This window comes from Mycobacterium sp. (assembly GCF_044223235.1).
Classification (GTDB): domain Bacteria; phylum Actinomycetota; class Actinomycetes; order Mycobacteriales; family Mycobacteriaceae; genus Mycobacterium.
In genome coordinates this window covers 20419-41646 of record NZ_JBGAME010000002.1, presented here as the reverse complement: position 1 = coordinate 41646, position 21228 = coordinate 20419, and the positions used below count along the sequence as shown (strand labels likewise).

The 21228-nt window shown below is 68.9% G+C and carries 19 protein-coding genes and 1 pseudogene; 12 read left to right on the top strand and 8 right to left on the bottom strand.

The window, feature by feature from the left end; translation table 11 throughout:
* Positions 1–4 precede the first annotated feature (4 nt).
* Positions 5–1213 carry a trans-sulfuration enzyme family protein gene (locus ADBZ6K_RS03220; protein WP_526344409.1) on the top strand — a complete coding sequence of 403 codons (1209 nt, stop codon included), beginning with the start codon at positions 5–7 and terminating at the stop codon, positions 1211–1213.
* Positions 1214–1407: 194 nt separating this feature from the next.
* Here the strand turns inward: ADBZ6K_RS03220 and ADBZ6K_RS03215 are convergent, their stop codons facing one another.
* Entirely contained in the window at positions 1408–2361 is a 954-nt protein-coding gene (locus tag ADBZ6K_RS03215) for a DUF2867 domain-containing protein (RefSeq protein ID WP_526344407.1), read from the bottom strand.
* Positions 2362–2405: 44 nt separating this feature from the next.
* Between ADBZ6K_RS03215 and ADBZ6K_RS03210 the strand changes: the two genes are divergently transcribed.
* Together ADBZ6K_RS03210 and ADBZ6K_RS03205 are read left to right on the top strand one after the other, a co-directional pair.
* Positions 2406–2984 (top strand): TetR/AcrR family transcriptional regulator, encoded by a 579-nt coding sequence (locus ADBZ6K_RS03210; RefSeq protein ID WP_526344406.1) that lies wholly within the window; start codon positions 2406–2408, stop codon positions 2982–2984.
* 140 nt (positions 2985–3124) lie between these two features.
* Complete coding sequence (locus ADBZ6K_RS03205; protein WP_526344405.1) at positions 3125–3946, top strand: class I SAM-dependent methyltransferase; 822 nt, start codon at positions 3125–3127, stop codon at positions 3944–3946.
* Positions 3947–4002: 56 nt separating this feature from the next.
* On the opposite strand, the gene ADBZ6K_RS03200 is transcribed toward ADBZ6K_RS03205, so the two are convergent.
* Positions 4003–4719, bottom strand: coding sequence for an NUDIX hydrolase (locus ADBZ6K_RS03200; protein WP_526344404.1), 717 nt, complete (start codon positions 4717–4719; stop codon positions 4003–4005).
* A 166-nt stretch (positions 4720–4885) separates the two neighbouring features.
* Positions 4886–5728, bottom strand: coding sequence for a cutinase family protein (locus ADBZ6K_RS03195; RefSeq protein WP_526344403.1), 843 nt, complete (start codon positions 5726–5728; stop codon positions 4886–4888).
* A 157-nt stretch (positions 5729–5885) separates the two neighbouring features.
* Here ADBZ6K_RS03195 and ADBZ6K_RS03190 point away from each other — a divergent pair, with 157 nt between their 5' ends.
* Positions 5886–8438, top strand: coding sequence for a DEAD/DEAH box helicase (locus ADBZ6K_RS03190; protein WP_526344402.1), 2553 nt, complete (start codon positions 5886–5888; stop codon positions 8436–8438).
* A gap of 5 nt (positions 8439–8443) precedes the next feature.
* Here ADBZ6K_RS03190 and ADBZ6K_RS03185 read toward each other — a convergent pair whose 3' ends face one another.
* Entirely contained in the window at positions 8444–9145 is a 702-nt protein-coding gene (locus ADBZ6K_RS03185; RefSeq protein WP_526344400.1) for an MspA family porin, read from the bottom strand.
* 176 nt (positions 9146–9321) lie between these two features.
* On the opposite strand from ADBZ6K_RS03185, the gene ADBZ6K_RS03180 reads away from it, so the two are divergent.
* From ADBZ6K_RS03180 to helR, 3 genes and pseudogenes are all read left to right on the top strand, one after another.
* Positions 9322–9564: a hypothetical protein gene (locus ADBZ6K_RS03180; RefSeq protein WP_526344399.1), complete on the top strand. Its 243-nt coding sequence runs from the start codon at positions 9322–9324 to the stop codon at positions 9562–9564.
* Positions 9565–9865: 301 nt separating this feature from the next.
* Positions 9866–10984, top strand: a pseudogene (locus ADBZ6K_RS03175) (glycosyltransferase); the annotation flags it as partial.
* 36 nt (positions 10985–11020) lie between these two features.
* Positions 11021–13186 (top strand): RNA polymerase recycling motor ATPase HelR, encoded by a 2166-nt coding sequence (gene helR / locus ADBZ6K_RS03170; protein WP_526344855.1) that lies wholly within the window; start codon positions 11021–11023, stop codon positions 13184–13186.
* On the opposite strand, the gene ADBZ6K_RS03165 is transcribed toward helR, so the two are convergent.
* Positions 13179–14315, bottom strand: coding sequence for a 2-methylaconitate cis-trans isomerase PrpF family protein (locus tag ADBZ6K_RS03165; RefSeq protein ID WP_526344398.1), 1137 nt, complete (start codon positions 14313–14315; stop codon positions 13179–13181). The genes helR and ADBZ6K_RS03165 overlap by 8 nt on opposite strands.
* A gap of 193 nt (positions 14316–14508) precedes the next feature.
* Here ADBZ6K_RS03165 and ADBZ6K_RS03160 point away from each other — a divergent pair, with 193 nt between their 5' ends.
* Positions 14509–14649, top strand: a complete 141-nt coding sequence (locus ADBZ6K_RS03160) for a hypothetical protein (RefSeq protein ID WP_526344397.1) — start codon at positions 14509–14511, stop codon at positions 14647–14649.
* A gap of 35 nt (positions 14650–14684) precedes the next feature.
* On the opposite strand, the gene ADBZ6K_RS03155 is transcribed toward ADBZ6K_RS03160, so the two are convergent.
* Positions 14685–15872: a metallophosphoesterase gene (locus ADBZ6K_RS03155; RefSeq protein ID WP_526344854.1), complete on the bottom strand. Its 1188-nt coding sequence runs from the start codon at positions 15870–15872 to the stop codon at positions 14685–14687.
* A gap of 280 nt (positions 15873–16152) precedes the next feature.
* On the opposite strand from ADBZ6K_RS03155, the gene ADBZ6K_RS03150 reads away from it, so the two are divergent.
* The 3 genes from ADBZ6K_RS03150 to ADBZ6K_RS03140 all read left to right on the top strand — a co-directional run bounded on the left by ADBZ6K_RS03150 (position 16153) and on the right by ADBZ6K_RS03140 (position 18212).
* Complete coding sequence (locus ADBZ6K_RS03150) at positions 16153–16659, top strand: hypothetical protein (protein WP_526344395.1); 507 nt, start codon at positions 16153–16155, stop codon at positions 16657–16659.
* Positions 16660–16737: 78 nt separating this feature from the next.
* The gene (locus tag ADBZ6K_RS03145; protein WP_526344394.1) at positions 16738–17598 is read left to right on the top strand and encodes a hypothetical protein; all 861 of its coding nucleotides are present in this window, start codon (positions 16738–16740) and stop codon (positions 17596–17598) included.
* Positions 17595–18212 carry a hypothetical protein gene (locus tag ADBZ6K_RS03140; protein ID WP_526344392.1) on the top strand — a complete coding sequence of 206 codons (618 nt, stop codon included), beginning with the start codon at positions 17595–17597 and terminating at the stop codon, positions 18210–18212. Before ADBZ6K_RS03145 ends, ADBZ6K_RS03140 begins: the two co-directional genes overlap by 4 nt.
* Here the strand turns inward: ADBZ6K_RS03140 and ADBZ6K_RS03135 are convergent.
* Complete coding sequence (locus tag ADBZ6K_RS03135) at positions 18160–19458, bottom strand: dicarboxylate/amino acid:cation symporter (RefSeq protein WP_526344391.1); 1299 nt, start codon at positions 19456–19458, stop codon at positions 18160–18162. The two genes, ADBZ6K_RS03140 and ADBZ6K_RS03135, sit on opposite strands and share 53 nt — an antisense overlap.
* A gap of 147 nt (positions 19459–19605) precedes the next feature.
* Entirely contained in the window at positions 19606–20619 is a 1014-nt protein-coding gene (locus ADBZ6K_RS03130) for an alcohol dehydrogenase catalytic domain-containing protein (RefSeq protein ID WP_526344390.1), read from the bottom strand.
* 300 nt (positions 20620–20919) lie between these two features.
* On the opposite strand from ADBZ6K_RS03130, the gene ADBZ6K_RS03125 reads away from it, so the two are divergent.
* The gene (locus ADBZ6K_RS03125) at positions 20920–21141 is read left to right on the top strand and encodes a hypothetical protein (RefSeq protein WP_526344389.1); all 222 of its coding nucleotides are present in this window, start codon (positions 20920–20922) and stop codon (positions 21139–21141) included.
* The last annotated feature ends 87 nt before the right edge of the window (positions 21142–21228 follow it).

The following is a 21228-nucleotide window of genomic DNA, read 5'->3' as shown; positions in this document are numbered from 1 at the left end:
CGCCATGAGAGCCGTCCGTCCCGACAAACACGACCCCGCGACCCTGGCGTTCCTCACCAAGGCCGTGCACGCCGGCAACGCCATCGACAGCGGCTCGGGAGCGATCCGGACGCCGATCGTGATGGCGAACTCGTATGCGCTGCCGGACGATCCGTCACAGATCAGCTGGTCGGGCACCGACATCCCGCTGTACACCCGTAACTCCGGGGTCAATCAGCTTGGCCTGCAACGCAAACTCGCCTCACTCGACGACGGCGAGGACGCCGTGGCCCTGGCCTCCGGTGTGGCCGCCCTGCACGCGGTGTACTTCACCCACCTGCGCTCCGGCGATCACGTCGTCATCACCGACGTCAGCTACGAGGCGACGTTCCGGCTCTTCACCGAGCTGCTATCGGACAAGTACGGCATCGAGGCGACGTTCGTGGACGCCTCCGACCTCGGCGCGGTCGCCGCGGCGCTGCGCGACACCACCCGCCTGGTGCACGTCGAAACCATCGCCAATCCGACCACCCGGGTAGTCGATATCGCCCAGATCGCGCGCCTGGCCCACGCGGCGGGCGCCCTGCTGGTCGTCGACTCGACTTTCACTCCCCCACCGCTGTACCGCCCGCTGCACGACGGCGCTGATCTGGTGGTGCACTCGCTGACCAAGTACATCAACGGCCACGGCGACGCCATGGGCGGCTCGGTGATCGGCCGCCGCGAGCTGATCGCACCGATTGCGGACGAGGCGATGGTCGACGTCGGCGGCGTCATCTCCCCGTTCAACGCCTGGCTGATCATGCGCGGTTCGGTGACGCTGCCGCTGCGCCTGGAACGACAGATGCGTTCGGCTCAGCAGGTGGCCGAGTTCCTGGCCGCCGATGACCGCATCGCGTTCGTGGCGTATCCGGGCCTGCCGACGCACCCGCAGCACGACCTTGCCCAAAGGCAGTTCGGCGGACGGGGATTCGGGGCGATGCTCGCCTTCGCCGTCGAGGGGGATCCCGCGGCGCAGAACCGGTTCGTGGCAAACCTTCGGGTGATCACCTCAGCCGTCTCGCTGGGACACGACGAATCGCTGATCGTGCACGTCGGCACCAGCGGCCCGAGGGTGCGGGCCTACCCCGAGGAGTTCTGCACCTACGGACACCTGCGCTTGTCGGTGGGGTTGGAGGATCCCGCCGACCTGATCGCCGACCTCGCCGCGGCGCTGGACGCGACCTTCACCTGAGCGGTGCGGTCATGTCGGTTTACCCCGGCCGCCGCGGCCGATGGTGGCCGAACGGGTACCCGGGCAGCGCAACGCGGGAACTCGGGCAACTCCAGCGAGCTACACATCCACTTTCAGCTGATGGATACCTCGCTGGCGGCCTTCGCCGCACGCCTCCCGTTCAGTTTCCTGGAATACGACATTCCCGAAAGCGGTCAGCCCTTCGTCGCTGCCGGACGCGGCGGCCCCTGACTCTCACACGCTCGCGCCACCGCCCGAGTGAGCATCGCGCGCACCACATAGGGATGAACGTGACGGACGACGGCGAAGTACGCCCGGCCGCGCCGGTTGTGCATCCGGACACGTGTCGTCAGCGTGATCCGGCCGGGGTCGCGACGCACGGAGGCGCGAAAATCCAGATGGCCAGCGTCGCCGCCGAGCACCACTTCATCGTCGTCAGCGGCGAGGGTGCGAAAGGCACCCGGGGTGTGTCTCTCGATGCCGACCAGGCCGACCAGCAGCTGACGAACGCCTATCAACGCAGCGACCCACAGCGGCACGTTCCCGAAGATCGCCTCTCCCCAGCGCCGTACGTCCAGCCGGGCCCCGCGGGTATCGATCGCAAACGCATCGGCGTAGTCGACACGGCTGAATACGCCGGTGAGCAGACCCGTCGGCTCCACGGCGACCGCACGGGCCCGGGGCCGCTCCACCCAGCGAATCAGCCGGGCATACGCCGAAAGCCGGGCAGGATGTGCGGGCGGCGCACCCGTGGCGGCCTGCAGGCGGTCCAATAGGCCCTCGACAACGGCATCGTGAGCGGCGCGGATCGCCACCTGCCAGCCGAGCCAGCCCACCAGGGTGGCGTCGCCGTCGATCTCGTGGCGGACCAGCGAACGGCCCGAGCCCAGCGGTGTGACGGTGAACGCATGCGCGCCGCTGATGCCCATGCCCGGCGGGATCGCGATCTCCATCAGCCGTCCGGGTTCGTAGGCCGTGATGGTGCCGTGGCTGCCGGTGGCGCCGACCGCCACCGGACCGTCGAACCACATCGGTTTCCACAGCGGCGGGTAAAGCATGTCGCCGGGTTGTCCGAGGGTGGCCAGCAACTTAGCAATGTCCGTCGCGTCGGCAGTGATGACTCGCTCGTGCGTATTGATGATCCGCATGACCCCTCCGTACGGTGCCGTATGGTGAAACCGTACGGTACCGTATGGCGGTGCCGCCGCGCCAGCGTCCTCCCCGCCTCTCTAAAGCCCACTGGACTGCGGCGGCCCTCGAAGCGCTCGCCGACGGCGGACTCACCGCGGTGGCGGTCGAGCCGATCGCCGCGCGACTGGGCGCCACGAAGGGCAGCTTCTACTGGCATTTCACGAATCGCGAGGCGCTGGTCACCGCGACCCTGGAGCTGTGGGAACGCGTCGATACGGACGGTGTCATCGCCGCGATCGAAGCCGAGCCCGCAGGTATCGCGCGGCTGCGCGCGCTGATCGTCGGCGCCATCGGCAGCCATGCGGGGGTCGGCGCCCGGGCGGAACTGGCGCTTCAGGCTACGGCGCAACATCCACTCGTGGCGCCCGTGCTGGCTCGGGTGACTCGGCGACGCCTCGGTTACCTGACCGAGCTGTTCGCCGAGCTGGGGTTCCCGGTGGACGAAGCGGCGCGACGGGCGCAGCTTGCCTACACGAGCTACCTCGGTATCGGCCAGCTCGCCCACGCGACACCGGAACAGGCGGACTTGTCACCCGAGTACCTCGACACCATGCTCAACGCGCTGACCGGCACGGCTTGACCCCGGAATGACCCAGCCGTCGGCGTCACCAACATAGCCCTGACCAGGCGATTCCATATTCTTGACAGCTCTGTTGAACACTGCGGCGGGATTATTCGTGGACTCAACGACGAATCCGAGGAGGCATCAAGGTGACCACTATGACCGCCGACCATGAACTGAAGGCCAAACACCGCGCGCTGTGGGCGTCCGGCGACTATCCCGCGGTTGCCGCGGAACTGATCCCGCAACTGGGTCCCGAGCTGGTGCGAGCCAGTGGCATTCGGCCCGGAGACCGCGTCCTCGACGTCGCCGCGGGATCGGGCAACGCGGCCATTCCGGCCGCGGCCCTGGGTGCGGTCGTCACCGCCAGCGATCTGACACCGGAACTCCTCGACGCCGGTCGCCGGCTTGCGGAGGGGCGAGGCATAGAACTGGAATGGGCCGAGGCCGACGCGGAGGCGCTTCCCTTCGCCGATGACAGCTATGACGCCGTGATCTCGTGTGTCGGGGCGATGTTCGCACCGAATCACCGGGCGGTGGCCGACGAGCTGCTCCGGGTGTGCAGGCCCGGGGGCACGATCGCGATGATCAACTGGACACCCACCGGGTTCATCGGGAACATGTTCGCGACGATCAAGCGCTTTGCGGCACCGCCTCCGCCCGGCGCAGGTGCACCACCGCTGTGGGGCGACGAAGAGTACGTGCGCGGCCTGTTCGGTGACGCGGTCGCCTCGCTGACCACGCGGCGCCAGACCGCGTTGATGTCGCACTGCGCGAATCCCGTGGAGTTTCGCGAGTACTGGAAGCGCAACTACGGCCCGGTCATTGCGGCCTACCGGTTCAACCAGGACCGTCCCGAGCGCCTTGCGGAGCTGGACCACGAATTCCTGGCCTTCCTCAAGCGCTGGAACAGGACCGTCGAACCGGGCAAAACGCTGTATCCCGCCGAGTACCTGGTGGTCACGGCGGTCAAGCGCTGACGCGGTGTCTATCCGTTGCGCTGCAAGGGCATTGGCGCTGGGAGATCGGCACGGATCTACTTCCACGCGAACACGGGCTGCTCCAGATCATCGACCGGGTCGTGTCTGCCTTCTAGACACAGCCAGCGCAGCTGCAACAGGACGGCGCCCGTCGGCGCGTGGATGAGGTCGTTGCCCAACGGGATCTGGACGACCGGGCGCGGGCTCTCCGGAATGGTGATGAATCGCGGCGAATCGTCGCGCTGCAGTTGGTGTAGCCCCACCCGGTAAACGGCCACTACCTCGTCGGGCGCGGGCCGGGGATCCAGCCGGCCACCGCCCCAGAGCACCACCGGTGTGATGACGTAACCCGACCGAGTCGGGTAATCGTCGAGCAGACCCAGCACATGAGCGTCGGACAGCCGGATACCGACCTCCTCGTCGAGTTCCCGCAGCGCGGCGTCGACCACGGATTCCCCCGGATCCACCCGGCCGCCGGGCAGCGCCCACTGCGCGGAATGCGACGTGAGCCGGGATGCCCTGCGGCACAACAGAAACGATGCACCGCCCGAGACGTCGACCATACGGCCGTCGAGTCCGGAGTCCATCGGGCGCCCGGCGATCCAGTCGTCCACCGGCGCGGGATCCACCCTGTCCTCGCCGAGTTCGGAGTCGACGACCACCACCGCGACCGCAGCCTGACGTTTCGCCGGATCCGTTACGGCACGACGCTCGTGGGCAGCCAGATGCACCGCGAACCGCTCGCGCAACGCCTCGTCATAGGTGATGGTCACCGACTGACGATAAGTCGGAGCGCATCGGCGATGCTGCCCCCTGTCGCGGACCACCGCACTACCCTCCGCGTGCAGGATGGGCTCGGCGGGCAGTTGGTGACGCGCTCAGCGTCATCGACGGGCAGGTGATCCGGTACAACGTCGACGATCCGGGCGCCGATTGGCGTCAGGCGCCGGACGTGCTCAGCTCGATCGCCTGCGATTGTGCCGGCGACGGCGCAGGCGCAGAGTTGGCAACCAGGTAGTAGAGAGGTGCACCCCACCCGTGCGGACCGCTGAAGGCGGGTGCGTAGGAGGTGTGTATCGCGACCCCGTCAGCGGGCACCTCGCCGGCATCGGGATCGTAGTCGCAGACCGGGTCGCCCACATCGCAGACGCTGATGGTGCGCGCGCCGATCTGCGACGGCAGCGGCGAGGTGTTGGTGGAGGCCAGGAACGAGTGCTCCTGCGCGACCCCCTTGCCGGCGCTGGGTAGGACCGCCGTCGACCCGAGGTTGATGGTGGTGTCGCCCGGCAGCCGGTCGCCGTCGGCGATCAGCAGCGCGGCCGCCACGTGCGGGTCGTCGGCCAGGTCGTAGAGGGTGCGGTGGATCACCATGGCGCCCTGCGAGTAACCGGCGAGGACCACCTTGGAGGTGGGGCAGCGTGCCGTGAACGCCTCGAACTGGGCGGCCGTCGCGTCGGCGCCGTCCTCGACGCTGCCCATGAAGCCCAGCCAGCCGCCCAGCCCCTCGTCCACCGGCACCGGCGCCGCCGGGTACTGCACGGCTTCGGCGGTGATGGTCCGCCCGTCCTCGATCAGTTCGGCACGCAGCTGCTGGTAGGACTGGTAGACGACATCACCCATGCCACCGTTGGCGTAGAGCAGCGCCCCGTCCCGCTGGCCGGATCCGGCCGCGCCGATCCAATGGAAGTCGGCACATTCCGGTGCGGCAGCGGCGGTACCCGTGGCCAGTCCGGCCCACACGGCACCGGCCACGGCGACTGCCGACCCAAGACGACGAAGCACGACCAATTCCCTCCAACCCGGCTGCGGCGGTGCTCGATCTCCGCCGCGTCAGTCTGTTGATCGCTCCGGTCGCCACTATCTGTTACAGAAAGCCTGTCCGTTACAGCCAGCCCTGCCGCTGGGACTCGAAAGAGTGTCGGGCACGCTGGTACCTACGATGACCGCCGCCCAACCCTCTCTGCCCTCCCTGCTCGACGACCCAGACGACCTGTCGGCCCTCCGCGCGCGGGGGGCCGACCCCGACGAGTTGTTCGCCTCCTTCGCCGCGTGGGCCGAGGCGTGCGGCATCGTCCTGTACCCGGCACAGGAAGAGGCTCTGATCGAGCTGGTCAGCGGTGCGAACGTGGTGCTGGCGACCCCGACCGGGTCGGGAAAGTCCCTGGTGGCCACCGGTGCGCTGTACGCCGCGCTGGCGTCGGGGCGGCGCAGCTACTACACCGCACCCATCAAGGCGCTGGTCAGCGAGAAGTTCTTCGCCCTGTGCGGGGTCTTCGGCGCGGTCAACGTCGGCATGCTGACCGGTGACGCGGCGGTCAACGCCGACGCGCCGATCATCGCGTGCACTGCGGAGGTGCTGGCCAACACCGCGCTGCGGGAGGGCGGGGAATCCGACGTCGACCTTGTGGTGATGGACGAGTTCCATTTCTACGGCGACCCCGACCGCGGCTGGGCGTGGCAGGTGCCTCTGCTCGAGTTGCCGCGTGCGCAGTTCCTGCTCATGTCGGCCACGCTCGGCGACGTAACGTTCCTGCGGGAGGACCTCACCCGGCGCACCGGCAGGCCCACCGCGCTGGTTGACAAGGCCGAACGCCCGGTACCGCTGTTCTACAGCTACGCGACCACCCCGATGCACGAGACCATCCAGGATCTGCTCGACACCAGGCAGGCGCCGATCTACGTCGTGCACTTCACCCAGGCATCTGCACTGGAGCGGGCGCAGGCGCTGATGAGCGTCAATGTGTGCACCAAGGAGGAGAAGGCCGCGATCGCCGACATGATCGGCGCCTTCAGGTTCAGCTCGGCGTTCGGGACGACGCTGTCACGGCTGGTCCGGCACGGGATCGGCGTGCACCACGCCGGGATGCTGCCCAAGTACCGGCGGCTGGTCGAACAGCTGGCCCAGGCCGGCCTGCTCAAGGTGATCTGCGGCACCGACACCCTCGGCGTCGGCATCAACGTTCCGATCCGCACCGTGGTGTTCTCCGCGTTGTCGAAGTACGACGGCACCCGCACCCGGCTGCTGTCCGCCCGTGAGTTCCACCAGATCGCCGGGCGGGCAGGCCGGGCGGGCTATGACACCGCGGGCACCGTCGTCGTGCAGGCACCCGAACACGAGGTGGAGAACCTCAAACAGTTCGCCAAGGTGGCCGACGATCCGAAGAAGCGCCGAAAGTTGGTGCGCCGCAAGGCCCCCGAGGGCATGGTGCCGTGGAGTGCGGCGACGCAGAAGCGACTGGTCGACGCGGCACCGGAGCAGCTGACCAGTCATATGCGGGTGTCGACGGCGATGATCCTCGACGTCGTGGACCGGCCGGGCAATCCGTTCGAGGCGATGCGGCGGCTGCTCACCGAGAATCACGAACCCCGCAAACGTCAGCTGCGGCTGATCCGGGAGGCCGTCGGTATCGCGCGCTCGCTGCTGCAGGCCGGCGTCGTGGTGAGGCTGCCCGAAGCCGAACCCGACGGTCGGCGCTACCGGCTGACCGTGGATCTGCCACCCGATTTCGCGCTGAACCAACCGTTGTCGACGTTTGCGCTGGCCGCCATCGAAGTGCTGGATCCGTCGTCGGATACGTATGCGCTGGATGTTGTTTCGGTGATCGAGGCGACGCTGGACGATCCCCGGCAGATCCTCTCGGCCCAGCTGAACAAGGTCCGCGGCGAGGCGGTGGCCGCGATGAAGGCCGAGGGCATCGAGTACGACGAGCGGATCGCGCTGCTCGATGACATCACCTACCCCAAGCCGCTGGACGAGCTGCTGAGTCACGTCTTCGAGGTGTACCTGCGGTCGAATCCGTGGGCCGCGGACGGGCATCTGTCCCCCAAGTCGGTGGTGCGCGAGATGTGGGAGAAAGCGCTGACGTTCCGGGAGCTGATCAGCCTGTACGGGCTGACCCGCTCGGAAGGTGCGGTGCTGCGGTATCTCTCCGACGCGTTCAAGGCGCTGCGGTCCGGGGTGCCCGCGGCGGCCCGCACCGAGGAGGTCACCGATATCGCCGAGTGGCTCGGTGAGCTTGTGCGGCAGGTCGATTCGAGTCTGCTCGACGAATGGGAGCAGCTCACCAGCCCCGACCAGCCGCTGGACGAACCGGTGGCGGTGCCGGTCCGCCCGCGCCCGCTGTCGGGCAACGAGCGGGCGTTCACGGCGATGATCCGCAACGCGCTGTTCCGCCGGGTGGAGTTGTTCGCGCGGCGGCGCTGGGACGGCCTCGGCGCGCTGGACGCAGGCACCGGGTGGAGCGCCGAGCGCTGGGAGGAGATCGGGCGGGAGTACTTCGCCGAACACGACACCGTCGGGACCGCTGCCGACGCCCGCGGCCCGGCGATGCTGATCTTCGACCGACAGCCCGGGGTGTGGCGGGTGCGCCAGATCCTCGACGACCCTGCCGGAGACCATGATTGGGGTTTCGACGTGGAGGTCGACGTCAATGCGTCCGACGAGGAGGGCGGGGTCGTCCTGCACCTGCGTGACGTCGGCCGGATGGACTGACGGGGTCAGACGGTGGTCGTCGCCCCGACGTAGGCAAGCACGGCGTCGGATTCATCGGTCTGTCGAGTCAACGTCGCATACGAGCGGATGAAGGACTGGCCGACGCATCCATCGATCTTGACGTGAAAATTGCTGATCATCACCCACGGGTTGGCCCCTTTGAACTCCTTTCTGTTGACCGGGACGATGATCACGATGCCTGGTTTGAGGCCGACGGTGATGACGCCGTTGACCGGTGTGGACAGCACCGGCAGGGCGGCCGTCGGCACGCCACCGATCGGGCCGGATACGCCGAGGGACGGCGTCATGCCGCCACTGCCCGCCATCGTGATGCCGTTGGATGTGCTCATATCGACTCCGCAGCCGATCTCGTAGCCGACCTCGAGGATCCCCCGCGGCTCCCCGGGCCCGGTCAGCGACCCGGCGAACAGGCCGCTGGCAAGGTATTCGCGAGACGACACGGCGGTGGTCAACGGCGCGACGGGAATCTGCATCTCGTCCTTGGCGCCCAGCACCAGGGTCCACCCGTCAGGTGTGGTGACGGTTGCCGGAACGCCCTGCGGGACGCGACCGCCCGCCGCGGGCGTCGCGTAGGACGCCGGGCCGGGCTCGGGCTCGGCGCCCGCCGGGGCAGGGATGGTCACGGCGATGACCAGGCACACCCCGAACACCGCGACGTGACGAACGGGCGCGGCGAGCGGTCTCACGGCCTGTACGGTAAGCGCGGTCGGCGGTGCGCCACGGCGCGCCCTGACCACCGCGTTCGGAATGTTGTGCGCCTGTTACCGCTGCGCGACGCGGGCCGGGAAAGGTTGGGCCGACCACGCCTGGCATATCCTGGAGAACGATGACCGACACCGGCAGACGCCACAGGGGAGCGACGATGACACTTCGCAGGTGCGCGGCGAGGCTGTTCGCCGGGGGCGTCGTCGTCATGGCCATCGCCTGCGGAGCCGGCGTCGCGCAGGCGCAGCCCAACCCCCCGCCTCCCGTGCCGTCGATCATCGACCAGTTGCTGACGAGCACTCCTGTCATGTCGGTGAACCCCACCGACGAGGGCGACGATTCGGCCCGGTGGGGCGGCGTCGGGATGTTCTGTCAGAATCTGGCGGTCAGATGCCGGTGAACGGGTGCACCCGACGCGCACGTTGACGGCAGGCGGCTCCAGTTCGTCGGCTGCCTCACCCTGATCCCGCAGCTGCCGCTGCCTCGCACGGATTGGCCGAAGCGCTGGCCCAGTGGCGTGCCACCCCGCCGCTGGTCTGACATGTGGCGAACGCTGATGCCCCCGGCCTGGAGCGGTCGACGCCACAATCCGGCCCCTTCCACGATATAGCCGGTGGGGGGGCTTGCGGCAAGGCCGGGGTGGTGCCGCAGAATCGCTGGCCGAAGTCAGTTGACACGGGAAGCGGGGACGCGAATTGCGAGTGGTGTTGGCGACGTACGGCTCGCGCGGCGACGTCGAACCGATGGCCGCCCTCGCGGTGCGGCTGCGGGAACTCGGCGCACAGGTGCGCATCTGCGCACCGCCGGACGTGGACTCCACGCGACGGGTGGCCGGCCTCGGCGTCCCGGTGGTGCCGGTTGGCAGGCCGGTCCGCGCCCTGGCGACGGAGCGTTCACGCACCCCCGCGCAGTTGATCGCCAACCAGTTCGACGCGGTCCGCACGGTCGCGGCGGCCGCCGATGGCTGTGACGCACTGGTGGCCACCGGCATGATGCCGTTCGCCGCGGGGGTTCGCTCGGTGGCCGCCCAACGGAGCATCCGCTTCGGGTACGCGGCCTTCCAGCAGCTGATGCTGCCGTCACCGCAGGACCCGCCGCTGGTCTATCCGGGCCGGCCGTTCCCGCCGGAGATGCCCGAAGCGCAGAGCGTCAACGCCGCGTTCGGCGAGATACTGGACCACTTCCGCACCTCGATCGGCCTCTCCCCGGTGGGAGACGTCCGCGACTACGTGCGCAAGGAGGTACTGGGCGGACGGTTGTGGCTGGCGACCGACCCCGTCCTGGACCCCTGGCAACCGGTCCCCGACCTCGACGTCGTGCAGACCGGAGCGTGGATCCTGCCCGACGACCGTCAGCTGCCCGCCGAGTTGGAGGCGTTCCTGGACGCCGGTGATCCCCCGGTGTACGTGGGCTTCGGCAGCGTGCCCGTCGCTCCCGACCGGATCCGGGTGTGCGTCGACGCGATCCGCACCCTCGGGCTCCGCGTCGTCCTCAGCCCGGGCTGGACACCCCTGACGGGGGCAGGCAGCGACGATGACTGCTTCGTCATCGGCGAAGTCAACCAACAGGCGCTGTTCGGCCGGGTCGACGCGGTGATCCATCACGGCGGAGCGGGGACGACGACAACGGCCGCACTGGCAGGTGTGCCGCAGCTGGTGTTGCCCCACGGCGCCGACCAGCCGTACTGGGCGCAGCGCGTCGCCGCGCTGGGTATCGGTGTGGCACATCATGATCCGGTGACCACCGCCTCGGTCGCCGCCGCGCTCGAGTCGGTCGCCGCCCCGGAGACGCGCGAGCGGGCCGCGGCCCTGGCCGCCGCAATCCGCTCCGACGGGGCGGCGCAGGCCGCCAGGCGGCTGCTCGCGCCGCAGCTGGAGCACGAGGATCAACTGCGCTCCGAACAGAGCTACGTCACCGGGCTCTACCGCCGCCTCGACGCCGAGCGCGCCAAGGTGCGGGACCGCTACCGCGCGGCGCTGCGCAGCGACAACGAATCGCTGGTGGAGCGCGACGCCGAGGTGCGTGCGCTGGCGAAGCAGGCCAACCGGCTCGACGTCGCCGACAGCGGGCTGTGCTTCGGCAGGCTGGACAGCGCGGCCGACGAGCGGCTCTACATCGGCCGGATCGGCATCTTCGACGAGCAGAACTCCTACGAGCCGCTGCTGCTGGACTGGCGGGCCCCCGCGGCACGCCCGTTCTACACCGCCACGGCCGCGACACCGGAAAACATGCGCCGACGCCGCCAGTTCTTCACGCGGGGAAGACATGTGGTCGATTTCATCGACGAGACCCTGGGCCGTCCCCGCGGTGACGAGCAGGGTGACGCGGCGCTGCTCGCGGCGGTCAACGCGCCTCGCGGTCACGGCATGCGCGACATCGTGGCGACCATCCAGGCCGAGCAGGACGCCATCATCCGGCTCGACCACCCCGGGGTGCTCGTCATCGAGGGCGGGCCGGGCACCGGCAAGACCGTGGTCGCGCTGCACCGGGTCGCCTACCTGCTCTATACGCAGCGGGAGCGGATCGAACGCCACGGCGTGCTGGTGGTCGGGCCGAGTTCGGCGTTCCTGCGCCACATCGGCCGTGTGCTGCCGTCGCTGGGTGAGTCCGACGTCGTGTTCACCACGACCGGCGGAATGCTCCCCGGTCTGCTGGTCACCGCAGAGGATCAACCGCGGGTGGCCGCGCTGAAGGGTGCGCTGGCGATGCTGGACGTGCTCGCCGCGGCGATCGCCGACTGGCAGCGGCTGCCCGAGGATCCGCTGCCGATCGATCTGTCCGATGTCAGCGTGCGGATCGACGCGGAAACCGCGGAATGGGCCAGGCAGGAGGCCCGCGACAGCGGCAAGCCGCACAACGAGGCACGCGCGGTGTTCCGCGAGATCGTCACCTGGGTCCTCACCGAGCGCGCGATCGCGCGGATCGGCAAGGGCTGGCTGACCCGCGAGGATCGCCATGCATGGGAGGACCTGCGCGCCGATCTGCTGGACGAACTGGCCGACAACGACCAGTTCACCGCGGCGCTGGACGACCTCTGGCCGATCCTCACGCCGGAAACGGTGCTGGGCCGGCTCTACGAGTCCGCCGAGCGGCTGCGCGCTGCGGGTGCCGACCCGGCGCTGCTGCGCGCCGACGGCGACGCGTGGACGGTGTCGGACGTCCCGCTGCTCGACGAGCTGGTCGATCTGCTGGGCCGCGACAGGGCGGCGGACCGCGCGGCTGAGCGGCGGCGCAAGGATGAGGCCGACTACGCGGCGGGAGTGCTGGAACTCATGATCGCCCGCGAGGACCTGATGGACGACGAGGACCGCCTGCTGGCGGGCGACCTGCTGGCTGCCGAGGACCTCGCGGATCGGTTCGTCGAGCGGGACACCCGCGAACTCGCCGAACGTGCTGCCGCCGACCGGGATTGGACCTACCGGCACATCGTGGTGGACGAGGCCCAGGAACTGTCCGAGATGGATTGGCGGGTGCTGATGCGGCGCTGCCCCAGCCGGTCCTTCACCATCGTGGGCGACCTCGCGCAACGCCGGTCGGCGGCAGGGGCGACCTCGTGGGGCTCGGTGCTGGAACCGTACGTCCCCGGCCGCTGGGTCTACCGGTCGCTGTCGATGAACTACCGCACACCCGCGGAGATCATGGCCGTCGCCGCCGCATTGCTCACCGAGTTCGCGCCAGGGGTGCGGCCGCCGGAGTCGGTGCGCGCCTGCGGTGTCCGGCCGTGGGCACGACAAGTCGCCGATGACGAATTATCCTCTGCCATCGCTGAATTCGTCCGCGGCGAAGCGGGCCGGGAGGGCACCAGCGTGGTGATCGGACCGCCCGGTGTGCCCGGGACGGTGCCGGCGGCGGAGACCAAGGGCCTCGAATTCGACGCGGTGCTGGTGGTGGAGCCGGATCACATCCTGGCCGACGGTCCACGCGGTGCGGCCGAGCTGTACGTGGCACTGACCCGGGCCACCCAGCGGCTCGGGGTGTTGCACACGGGTTCCCTGCCGCAGGCGCTGAGCGGACTCAGCTGAGTGTGACCGCGACCGAGCCGCGCATCAGCGCCCTGGCGGTGCGGTACAGCGATGCGCTGGCGACGCGTGGCGCACCGTCGGTCACGGTGACGTCCGCCTCGACCGTGAGCACCCCGGACGGGGTGGCGATCGCGGTCGCGGCTCCGGCGCCGGCGCGGGTCAGGCGGTGCGGGATGGTGCCGGGGATCCGGGTCGCGGCGGCCACGCACAGCGCTCCCGTGCCCGGGATGGCGCCGTGCGGCTGGCCCATCGAGATCATCCGGACCGCCACGTCGAAGGTGTCGCCGTCGATGCGGGCCCCGCTGATCGTCGTGTAGTCCGCGGGCGGCGCGACCATCGCGATCTTCGGTCCCGCCGCTGCGACCGCGCCGGTGTGTGCCGCCAGTCCCATCGCCACCGCACCCGCGCGGCGCAGCTCTTCCAGGCACGCCAGCAGGCTCGCGTCGGCGCCGAGGTCTGCCGGGGACTCGGTACCCGTCAGACCGAGATCGGCGGCGGCGACGAAAACCGTTGCGGCGGAAACGTCGACGCAGGAGACCACCTGACGGCCCGCCGCGATGTCGACGTCCGTCGTCGGGTCGCCGGTGGGCAACACGGCACCGGTCTTCGCCCCGCCGGGCTCGAGGTAGCACAGCCGCATCGGGGCGCCCGTGCCCGCGACGCCGGGGATGGCCAGGTCCCCGGCCACGGCTGCGCGACCGTCGCGCACCTCGAAATCGGCCTGCAGCACGGTCGCGGTGTTGGTGTTGAAGATCCGGACGGTCAGCGGTCCGTCGGGCACGTCGCCGAGCAGACCCTCATCCACCGCGAACGGCCCGACCGCCGAGGAGAGGTTCCCGCAGTTGGCCGAGTAGTCGACCACCGGCTGGTCCACCGCCACCTGGCCGAAGGTGTACTCGACGTCCGCGTCGATGCGGTCCGATCGGCATACCGTCACGACCTTCGACAGCGACGACACACCCCCGCCCATGCCGTCGAGCTGGCGGCCGTACGGGTCGGGGCTACCCAGCACGGATAGGAACACGGCGTCGCGCTGAGCACCCGGGGGCGGCAGCACCTCGTCGCGGAAGAACACCCCGTTGCTGGTGCCGCCCCGCATGAAGACGGCCGGAATCCATTGCTGTGTCACGTCACATCACCTCGATCACACGAGCTACTCCGATATGGCTTGTGTCACATCGACTGTCTGCAATCTCACATGCCAGCGGTTTGATTTACCTCGATTTAACACGGAGCATCGTTGGTGTCCTGCGAACGGGTCTGCCCCGCACCGCGGACATGAACCCCCGAGATCCGGGGGAACGATCAAGGAGTTGAGAAGGATGTCCTTCGCGAAGTTTCGCGCTGACCGCAGGCTTGCCAGAGATCGGCGACGCCTGTATGCGCGGATCAACGCCCTGCCCGATTCGACCGTGCGTGCCGAGCTGCTGGCCATCGTGCAGCGGCATGACGCCGATCACTGAGGCCGTCCTGGCGCTGTGCCGCTGAACCGCTGAACTCACCGGCGTCGCAGCGTCAGCACGGTGATCTCGCTCGGTGCGAACACCCGGAACGGCGGACCCCAGAAACCGGTGCCGCGGCTGGTGTACAGCTGTGTCCGCGGGCCGTGGGCACTCAGCCCCTGCACGACCGGCTGATCAAGCCGCACAAGGTAATTGAACGGCCAGATCTGTCCGCCGTGGGTGTGGCCAGACAGCTGCAGGTCCACGCCCGCGGCGACCGCATCCACGATCTGTTTGGGTTGATGCGCGAGTAGAACCACCGGCAGCGTGGGATCCGCACCGGCGAGGGCGGCTCGGAGATCGGCGGCGTGCCCGTCGAGGCCGGATGCCGCCGCCGTCGCGTCGTCGATCCCCGCGATGACGAGCCGGTCGCCGCCGCGTTCGACCACGATGTGGCGGTTGTGCAGCGCTTCCCAACCGATTTCCTGCATGCGGTCGAGCCAGCCCTGGGCCTCGCTGAAGTATTCGTGGTTGCCGGTGACGTACGCGCGGGCCAGCGTGGCGTGCACCGCGGCGAGCGGTTCGGCCTGCGCCCCACGCACATCGACGGTCCCGTCGGCGATATCGCCTACATGACATACGATTTCGGCGCCGATGCCGTTGAGCCGGCCGGCCACCGCCGCCGACCACTTGGCGCGGTTGATCGGCCCGTAGTGCGTGTCGGTGATCATCGCCACCCGCAACCCGTCCAATCCGGCGCCCAGCCTGGGCATGACGACATCGATATGTCGGGTGCGGGGAACCCGCATCGCCTCGGCGAAACCCCACATCAGCAGCGCGACCACCACCCCCACGACCGCCACGGCCACGATGCGCGCCGCCGCGGGATCTCCGACGCCGAACGCGGCCAGCGCCAACCGCAGGGCCAGCGACAGCACCGACCAGACGAACAACACCCACGCGACGCCCAGTAGCGCATCGCCTGCAACGGCCGCCCGATCTCGGTGCGGGTGTCCATGCCCGTACCTCATCAGGATCGGTAGGGCGGCGAGGGCGGCCGCGAATACGGCGGTCCCCGCGACCGACACCCCGACCGGCCACGGGGCGCCTGCCCACAGCAGCGTCCAGCAGGGCACCCCGAACAGCAGCGCCAGGACCGCGCCGACGATCGCCCGGCGCCGCCACGCCCGTCGCGGCCGTCGACTGCGGGCGGGTTCGGTGCGAACCGTCTTGGAATCTGCCATCGCTTCGGTCTCTGCTCCCGTCGGTGCCGTCCTGGTCACCGCCGAGGCTACCGGCGCCCCGAGTGTCGCCGGGCCGGCCGAGGACACGCGCCCGCGGTGACGGGAGTAGACGTATCCGGCAGACACCCATGCGTCCACGTCGGCCACGGATCCCGGCCTCACCGGTGAAATCTGGAAATGTTGCGTGCGGAGCGACGTCGGTTTGAGAGTATCCAGACGACAAGGCGATTGGGCCGGCCCAATTCGGCGTTGCGGATGGCCGACAGATGGGGGAAGTTTCATGGGGAAGATGCTCGTCAAGCTGGCCACCGCGGTGACATGTCTCGGCCTGGCCGCGTCCCCCGGTATCGCTGCCGCACAACCGCTTCCGGGCGTGCCTGACATCCCCGAGATCGACGAGACGGCCGCGCTCAACTACGCGCTCGATCACCAACGCGAGATCTGCGCGATCCTCGACTACCGGTTCGCCCAGGCCCACCCTGCCGTTGATCCGATCGAGTCGATGATCACCGAGGTCGCCCAGCGCGGTGGGTTCAACTACGAGACCGCCGGCTTCGTCATCGGCGCGGCGATGGCGTCGTCCTGCCCGCAACACATCGGGCCGTTCGAAGAAGCTCTCGGCGTCGAGATCGCGCCCCCGTCAGATCCGGGCGAACCCGGCGACGCAGCGCCCGCCGCGCCGGAAAACGTCGATACACCGCCTCTGCCGCCCCTTCCGGCCGAGGCCGGCGATGCGGCACCCCCCGGTCCGGAAAGCAGCGCGCCAGCAGGATCGTTCGCGTCATAGGCCGCGCCAAGACGCTCTCGCAAACTCAAGTACCGGAGTACTCATCCCCGCCGACGTGATCGGCGTGATACTGCCCGGATGGGTCCAGTCCAACGGCGCGGTGCCGCGGCTGTGGTGGCGTCGGGATGGATGATCTCGACGATCCTCACCGGGGGCGTGGCCCAGGCCCAGCCTGAACCGACGACGCCGTCCGTTACCACTGAAACGTCGGTGAGCCCCGCCGAGTCGCCGACGCAAGACCGTGTGCTCGGCGTGATGGGCCCCCTGACGCTCATACCCGACCGGGGTGAGCCCGGCGAGCCGTTCACGGCGACGGTCACCGCCGCGTACCCGGGCGTCTCGCTCGGGCGGTGCGGGACGATCACCTTCCTCTGGGACGACGACGTGCTCCCCGGGGAGGTCACCGAAGGAGACGCCGAGGTCTTGCTGAGCACGGCGGTGCCCGCGGCAGCCACGCCCCGCGAGCATCGGGTGAGCGCAACATGCGGGCGGGCCGGTCAGGTCAGCGCTCCGTTCACGGTCCCGGAGCCGGTGACCCCCACGAGCGCTCCCGAGCGGGATGCCCCTGGAACGCCGGTGACCACCACCGAACCCACGACGGTGACCACCACCGAGCCCACGACGGTGGCAGCCGAGCCGGCCAGTGATCGGGCCGGCCCTCCCCCGGCGACGACGACACCGCCTTCGATGGTGATCGCCGGCTGGGTGGCGCTTGCCCTGGCGGCCGGCGCGCTCGTGTTGGCCGGCCTGGGGTTCTCGCGATTACGCAAGCGGGGCCGGCCGCATCCGGATACGCGCGTCCGCGCCGTCCGACGGCCCGGCCCACCGCCGGTCCTGGCCGTGCGTGAGACGCCTGCACCCGGCGAGGCCACCCACGCAATCCGGGCGGAGGCCCATGCCGACACAGGCACCGTCACCATCAGGGAGGTGGACCGTTGACGCCGTCAGCCCTTGGCGCGACCTCGACCGCGCGGGATCTCCTGTTCGGTGCGGTACCCGGCGAACCGACTGCGCTGGCTGAATCGCTGCGCGAGCGTGGGGTGATCACATCCCCCGTCCCCGGCCTGACCTCCATCGTCCAGCGCGAGGTGGCCCGGGCAACGGACGGCCTGCTGTCGATGAATCTCACCGACGTGGTCGCCGCCGGATGGGCCAAACACCACGCGTTGCGACAGGCCGCGCTGCGCACCCGGCACGCCCCGTCGACTCGGGAAATCGTGGTGCTGGCGACACACAGCGTCGAATCCGCCCACCATCCCACCGTCGAAGTGTTCGTGGACGGCACGTCCTTTGCGGTCCTCGAGGTCGAACTGAGCCTCGCCGTGCGCATCGCCGGGGCACGCGCTGTGGTGGAACGGGCGCGACTGACCGCGATCGAATCCGGAACGTGCACGGTCAGCGGACAGCTTGCCGTGCGCCGGATCGTCGTCGCCAAGCGGACATGCCCGTTCGACCTGCCCGGCGCGATCCGGCTGCGCAACGGCGTGCCCCTGCTCGAGGTCAGTCCGCCTGGTCGGCCCGCTCCATCACATCGCGGTACTCGTCGAGGTTGATCTCCTCGGCCGTCACGGTCTTGGTGCCGTTGTAGACCTCACGGTCGATCTCGCCGTCGGCGTTGGCGACCAACATCGCCACGAAAGTGTCACCGTTGACGTTCAGGAAGGTGCGGAAGATGCCTGCGAACCAGTCGACGGCGATGAGCAAACCCACCGCCTCGAATGGTAGATCCAGCGAGGTGGCCAGGAACATCGCGACGACCGGGAACCCGCCGGGAACCGTGATGGTGCCCATGTTGAGCAGGATCGCCAGCGCCATGCCGAGCGCGATCTGGCCGACGCTCAAACTGATGTCACCGGACTGCGCCAGAAACATCACCACGATCATGTAGTTGAGCACGGCGCCATACGAACCCATGGTCAACCCGACCGAGAGCGTGAAGTTCGCGACCTTCTGGCTCACGCCCACCTTCTCGACGGTGTTCTTCAGCACGGTCGGAAACGTGACGGCAGAACTGGTGGTGGTGATCGCGATCGCGGTCTGCTCGGCGAGCTTGCCGGGCAGCTTCCCCGGGTTGAGGCGGGTGCGTGCCGTGACGACCGCGACAAAGACGGCGAACAGGATGACGACGCCGAGCAGCGTCGTGCCCAGGTACTTCAGCGCGGAGGTGACGACCGAGAAGCCGATATCGCCCGCCAGCGCGGCCAGCAGGCAGAACACACCGATCGGGGCGATGTACATGATCATCCGGATCATGGTCAGCACGATCTGCTGGATCTGATCGACGAACCCGAGCACCCTGGTGTCGCCCGTCTTATTGATCTGACTGCGCAGCGCGACCCCGAACAGCAGCGAGAAGATGATGATCGGAACCATCGTTGCGGTCGACATCGCATTGAAGATGTTGGTGGACACGAAGTTCAGCAGCGTCTCCTGCCAGCCCAACGCCTCCGATGCCGAATCCGCCAGTTCAGCGTCGGGCGCCTGGGCGAAGGTGATGCCCGCACCCGGCTGGATCAGCATGCTCAGCACCCACGCCAAAACGGCCGCGACGAACGAGAAGCCGAGCATCCACTTGAAGGTCCGGAAGGCGATCCGGCCGGTCCCCGTCCCGGACATCGACGCGGTCGCGACGATCACCGACGCCATCACCAGCGGCACGATCGACATCTGGATCAGCCGGATGAACATGTCGCCCAAGAACTTCAGGTTCGCCGCCCACTCGCCGACCAGCAGGCCGAACACCAGTCCGCCAACGGCGGCGAGACCGATCTGGAGCGCGGGGTGGGAAAGTGCCTTCATACGGTCCGCCTTCACATCGTCTGGGTGCGCGGGTGCCGCGAACCTATGCCACCGCGGCTACATCGCTGTGGCATGACTATTGCGGCGGCGTTACCAACGATGCCCACGGCGCGAACACGGCGATGGGCCGAGACCGCACCAAGAGGCTCACATGGTGAGGACCATTCGGTAGCGCGCGCGACCCTGCTCCATCGCCGAATACGCCTCCGCGGCCCTGGCCAGTGGCAGCTCCTCGATACGCGCACGCACCCCTGACTGCACGGCGAAGGCCATGGTCTCCTCGATGTCGCGGGCGGTGCCCGACGGGTGACCGGTGACCGACAGTCCCGGGATGATCAGCTGCAGCGGGCTGATCGGCAGCGGATCGGCGGTGACTCCGATCGCGATGAGCTGACCCCGCGGCAGCAACCCGCTCATGGTGTCCCCCATCGCTTTCGAGCTTGCGGCGGTCCCGAGCACCACCGTCACCCCGCCCAGCGCCTGCAACTCCTCGCCGGCGTCACCGACGGTGGAATCGACGTAATGGTGCGCGCCGAGCGCGATTGCGTCGTCGGCCTTTTCCGCCCCGCGCGCGACGGCGATGGTCTCGAACCCCATCGCCCTGGCGAACTGCACGCCGAGGTGTCCGAGGCCGCCCACGCCCAGCACGGCGACCCGATCGCCGGGCTGGGCTTTCGATTCACGCAGCGCATGGAACGTGGTGACGCCCGCGCAGCCCATCGGCGCGGCCTCCGCCAGGGACAGCTCATCGGGGATCCGCGCCAGCGCGTTGGCGGGCACGGTGACCGACTCGGCGTATCCGCCCGGGTACTGCCAACTCGGCACCTGCATGTTGACGCAGTGGATGAAATCGCCTTGGTGGCAAGGCACACAGTTATTGCAGTGTCCGCCGAACCAGCCGACGGCCACCCGGTCACCGACCGCGAAATCGTCGACACCCTCCCCCAATTCGGCGATGGTGCCCGCGATCTCGTGGCCCGGAGTCAGGGGCCAGCTCATCGCGGGGAACCCACCGTTGACGAAGCCCTGATCGGTGCCACAGACGCCGCACGCCCCCACGGCGATGCGTACGTGCGCTCTGCGCGGTGGTGACGTCTCCACGTCGACGACCTCTAAGGGTGCTCCGGCAGATGCGACGTGAACGGCTTGATGTCGTGCCATCTGGTTCCTCACTTCTCGTGATCGCCCGGGATGTCCATAGGCGGCGGTTCCCGCTTCCCATCTTTACCCACACGAGCGTCCGTATCGTGTGGGATTCGGCGGGCGCTGCGCCCGGTTCTACGAGGACGGCGAGCCGTCAAGTTGCCGTCGGAGAGAGGCTGCCCAGTGGCCTAGCCCACACTTGTTAGCTTTTCTTATCAATTTCACGGCCAACGCTGACGGTCGTGCTCAGGTTGACCGCGCACGCTGTAGTTACAAACTGACATGCGATGTCACGACGTCAGCGGAAGGGCGTTCATCATGGCGACGAAGGCAACCGGCGCAACGGTCGTTTCCCTCGAATCGCACCCTACCTGGCGCGCGGCTCAGCGCCGTTCCGCGGAACTCGAAGCCGCCATGCGCAGGCATCCGTCCTTCCAGGCCGCACCGGACACCACGCCCGACGACCACCACTACGCCGACCACCATGCCGACCACCATGCCGACCACCATGCCGTCGTGCGCCAACTCCGCGCACTCTGAAGCCCAGCGCAGGTAGTCACACCGAACTTCCGCGTGAGGGCTGTGACCATCTGACGACGACGCCGAAGTCGTCGCGAAGGGTGGCGG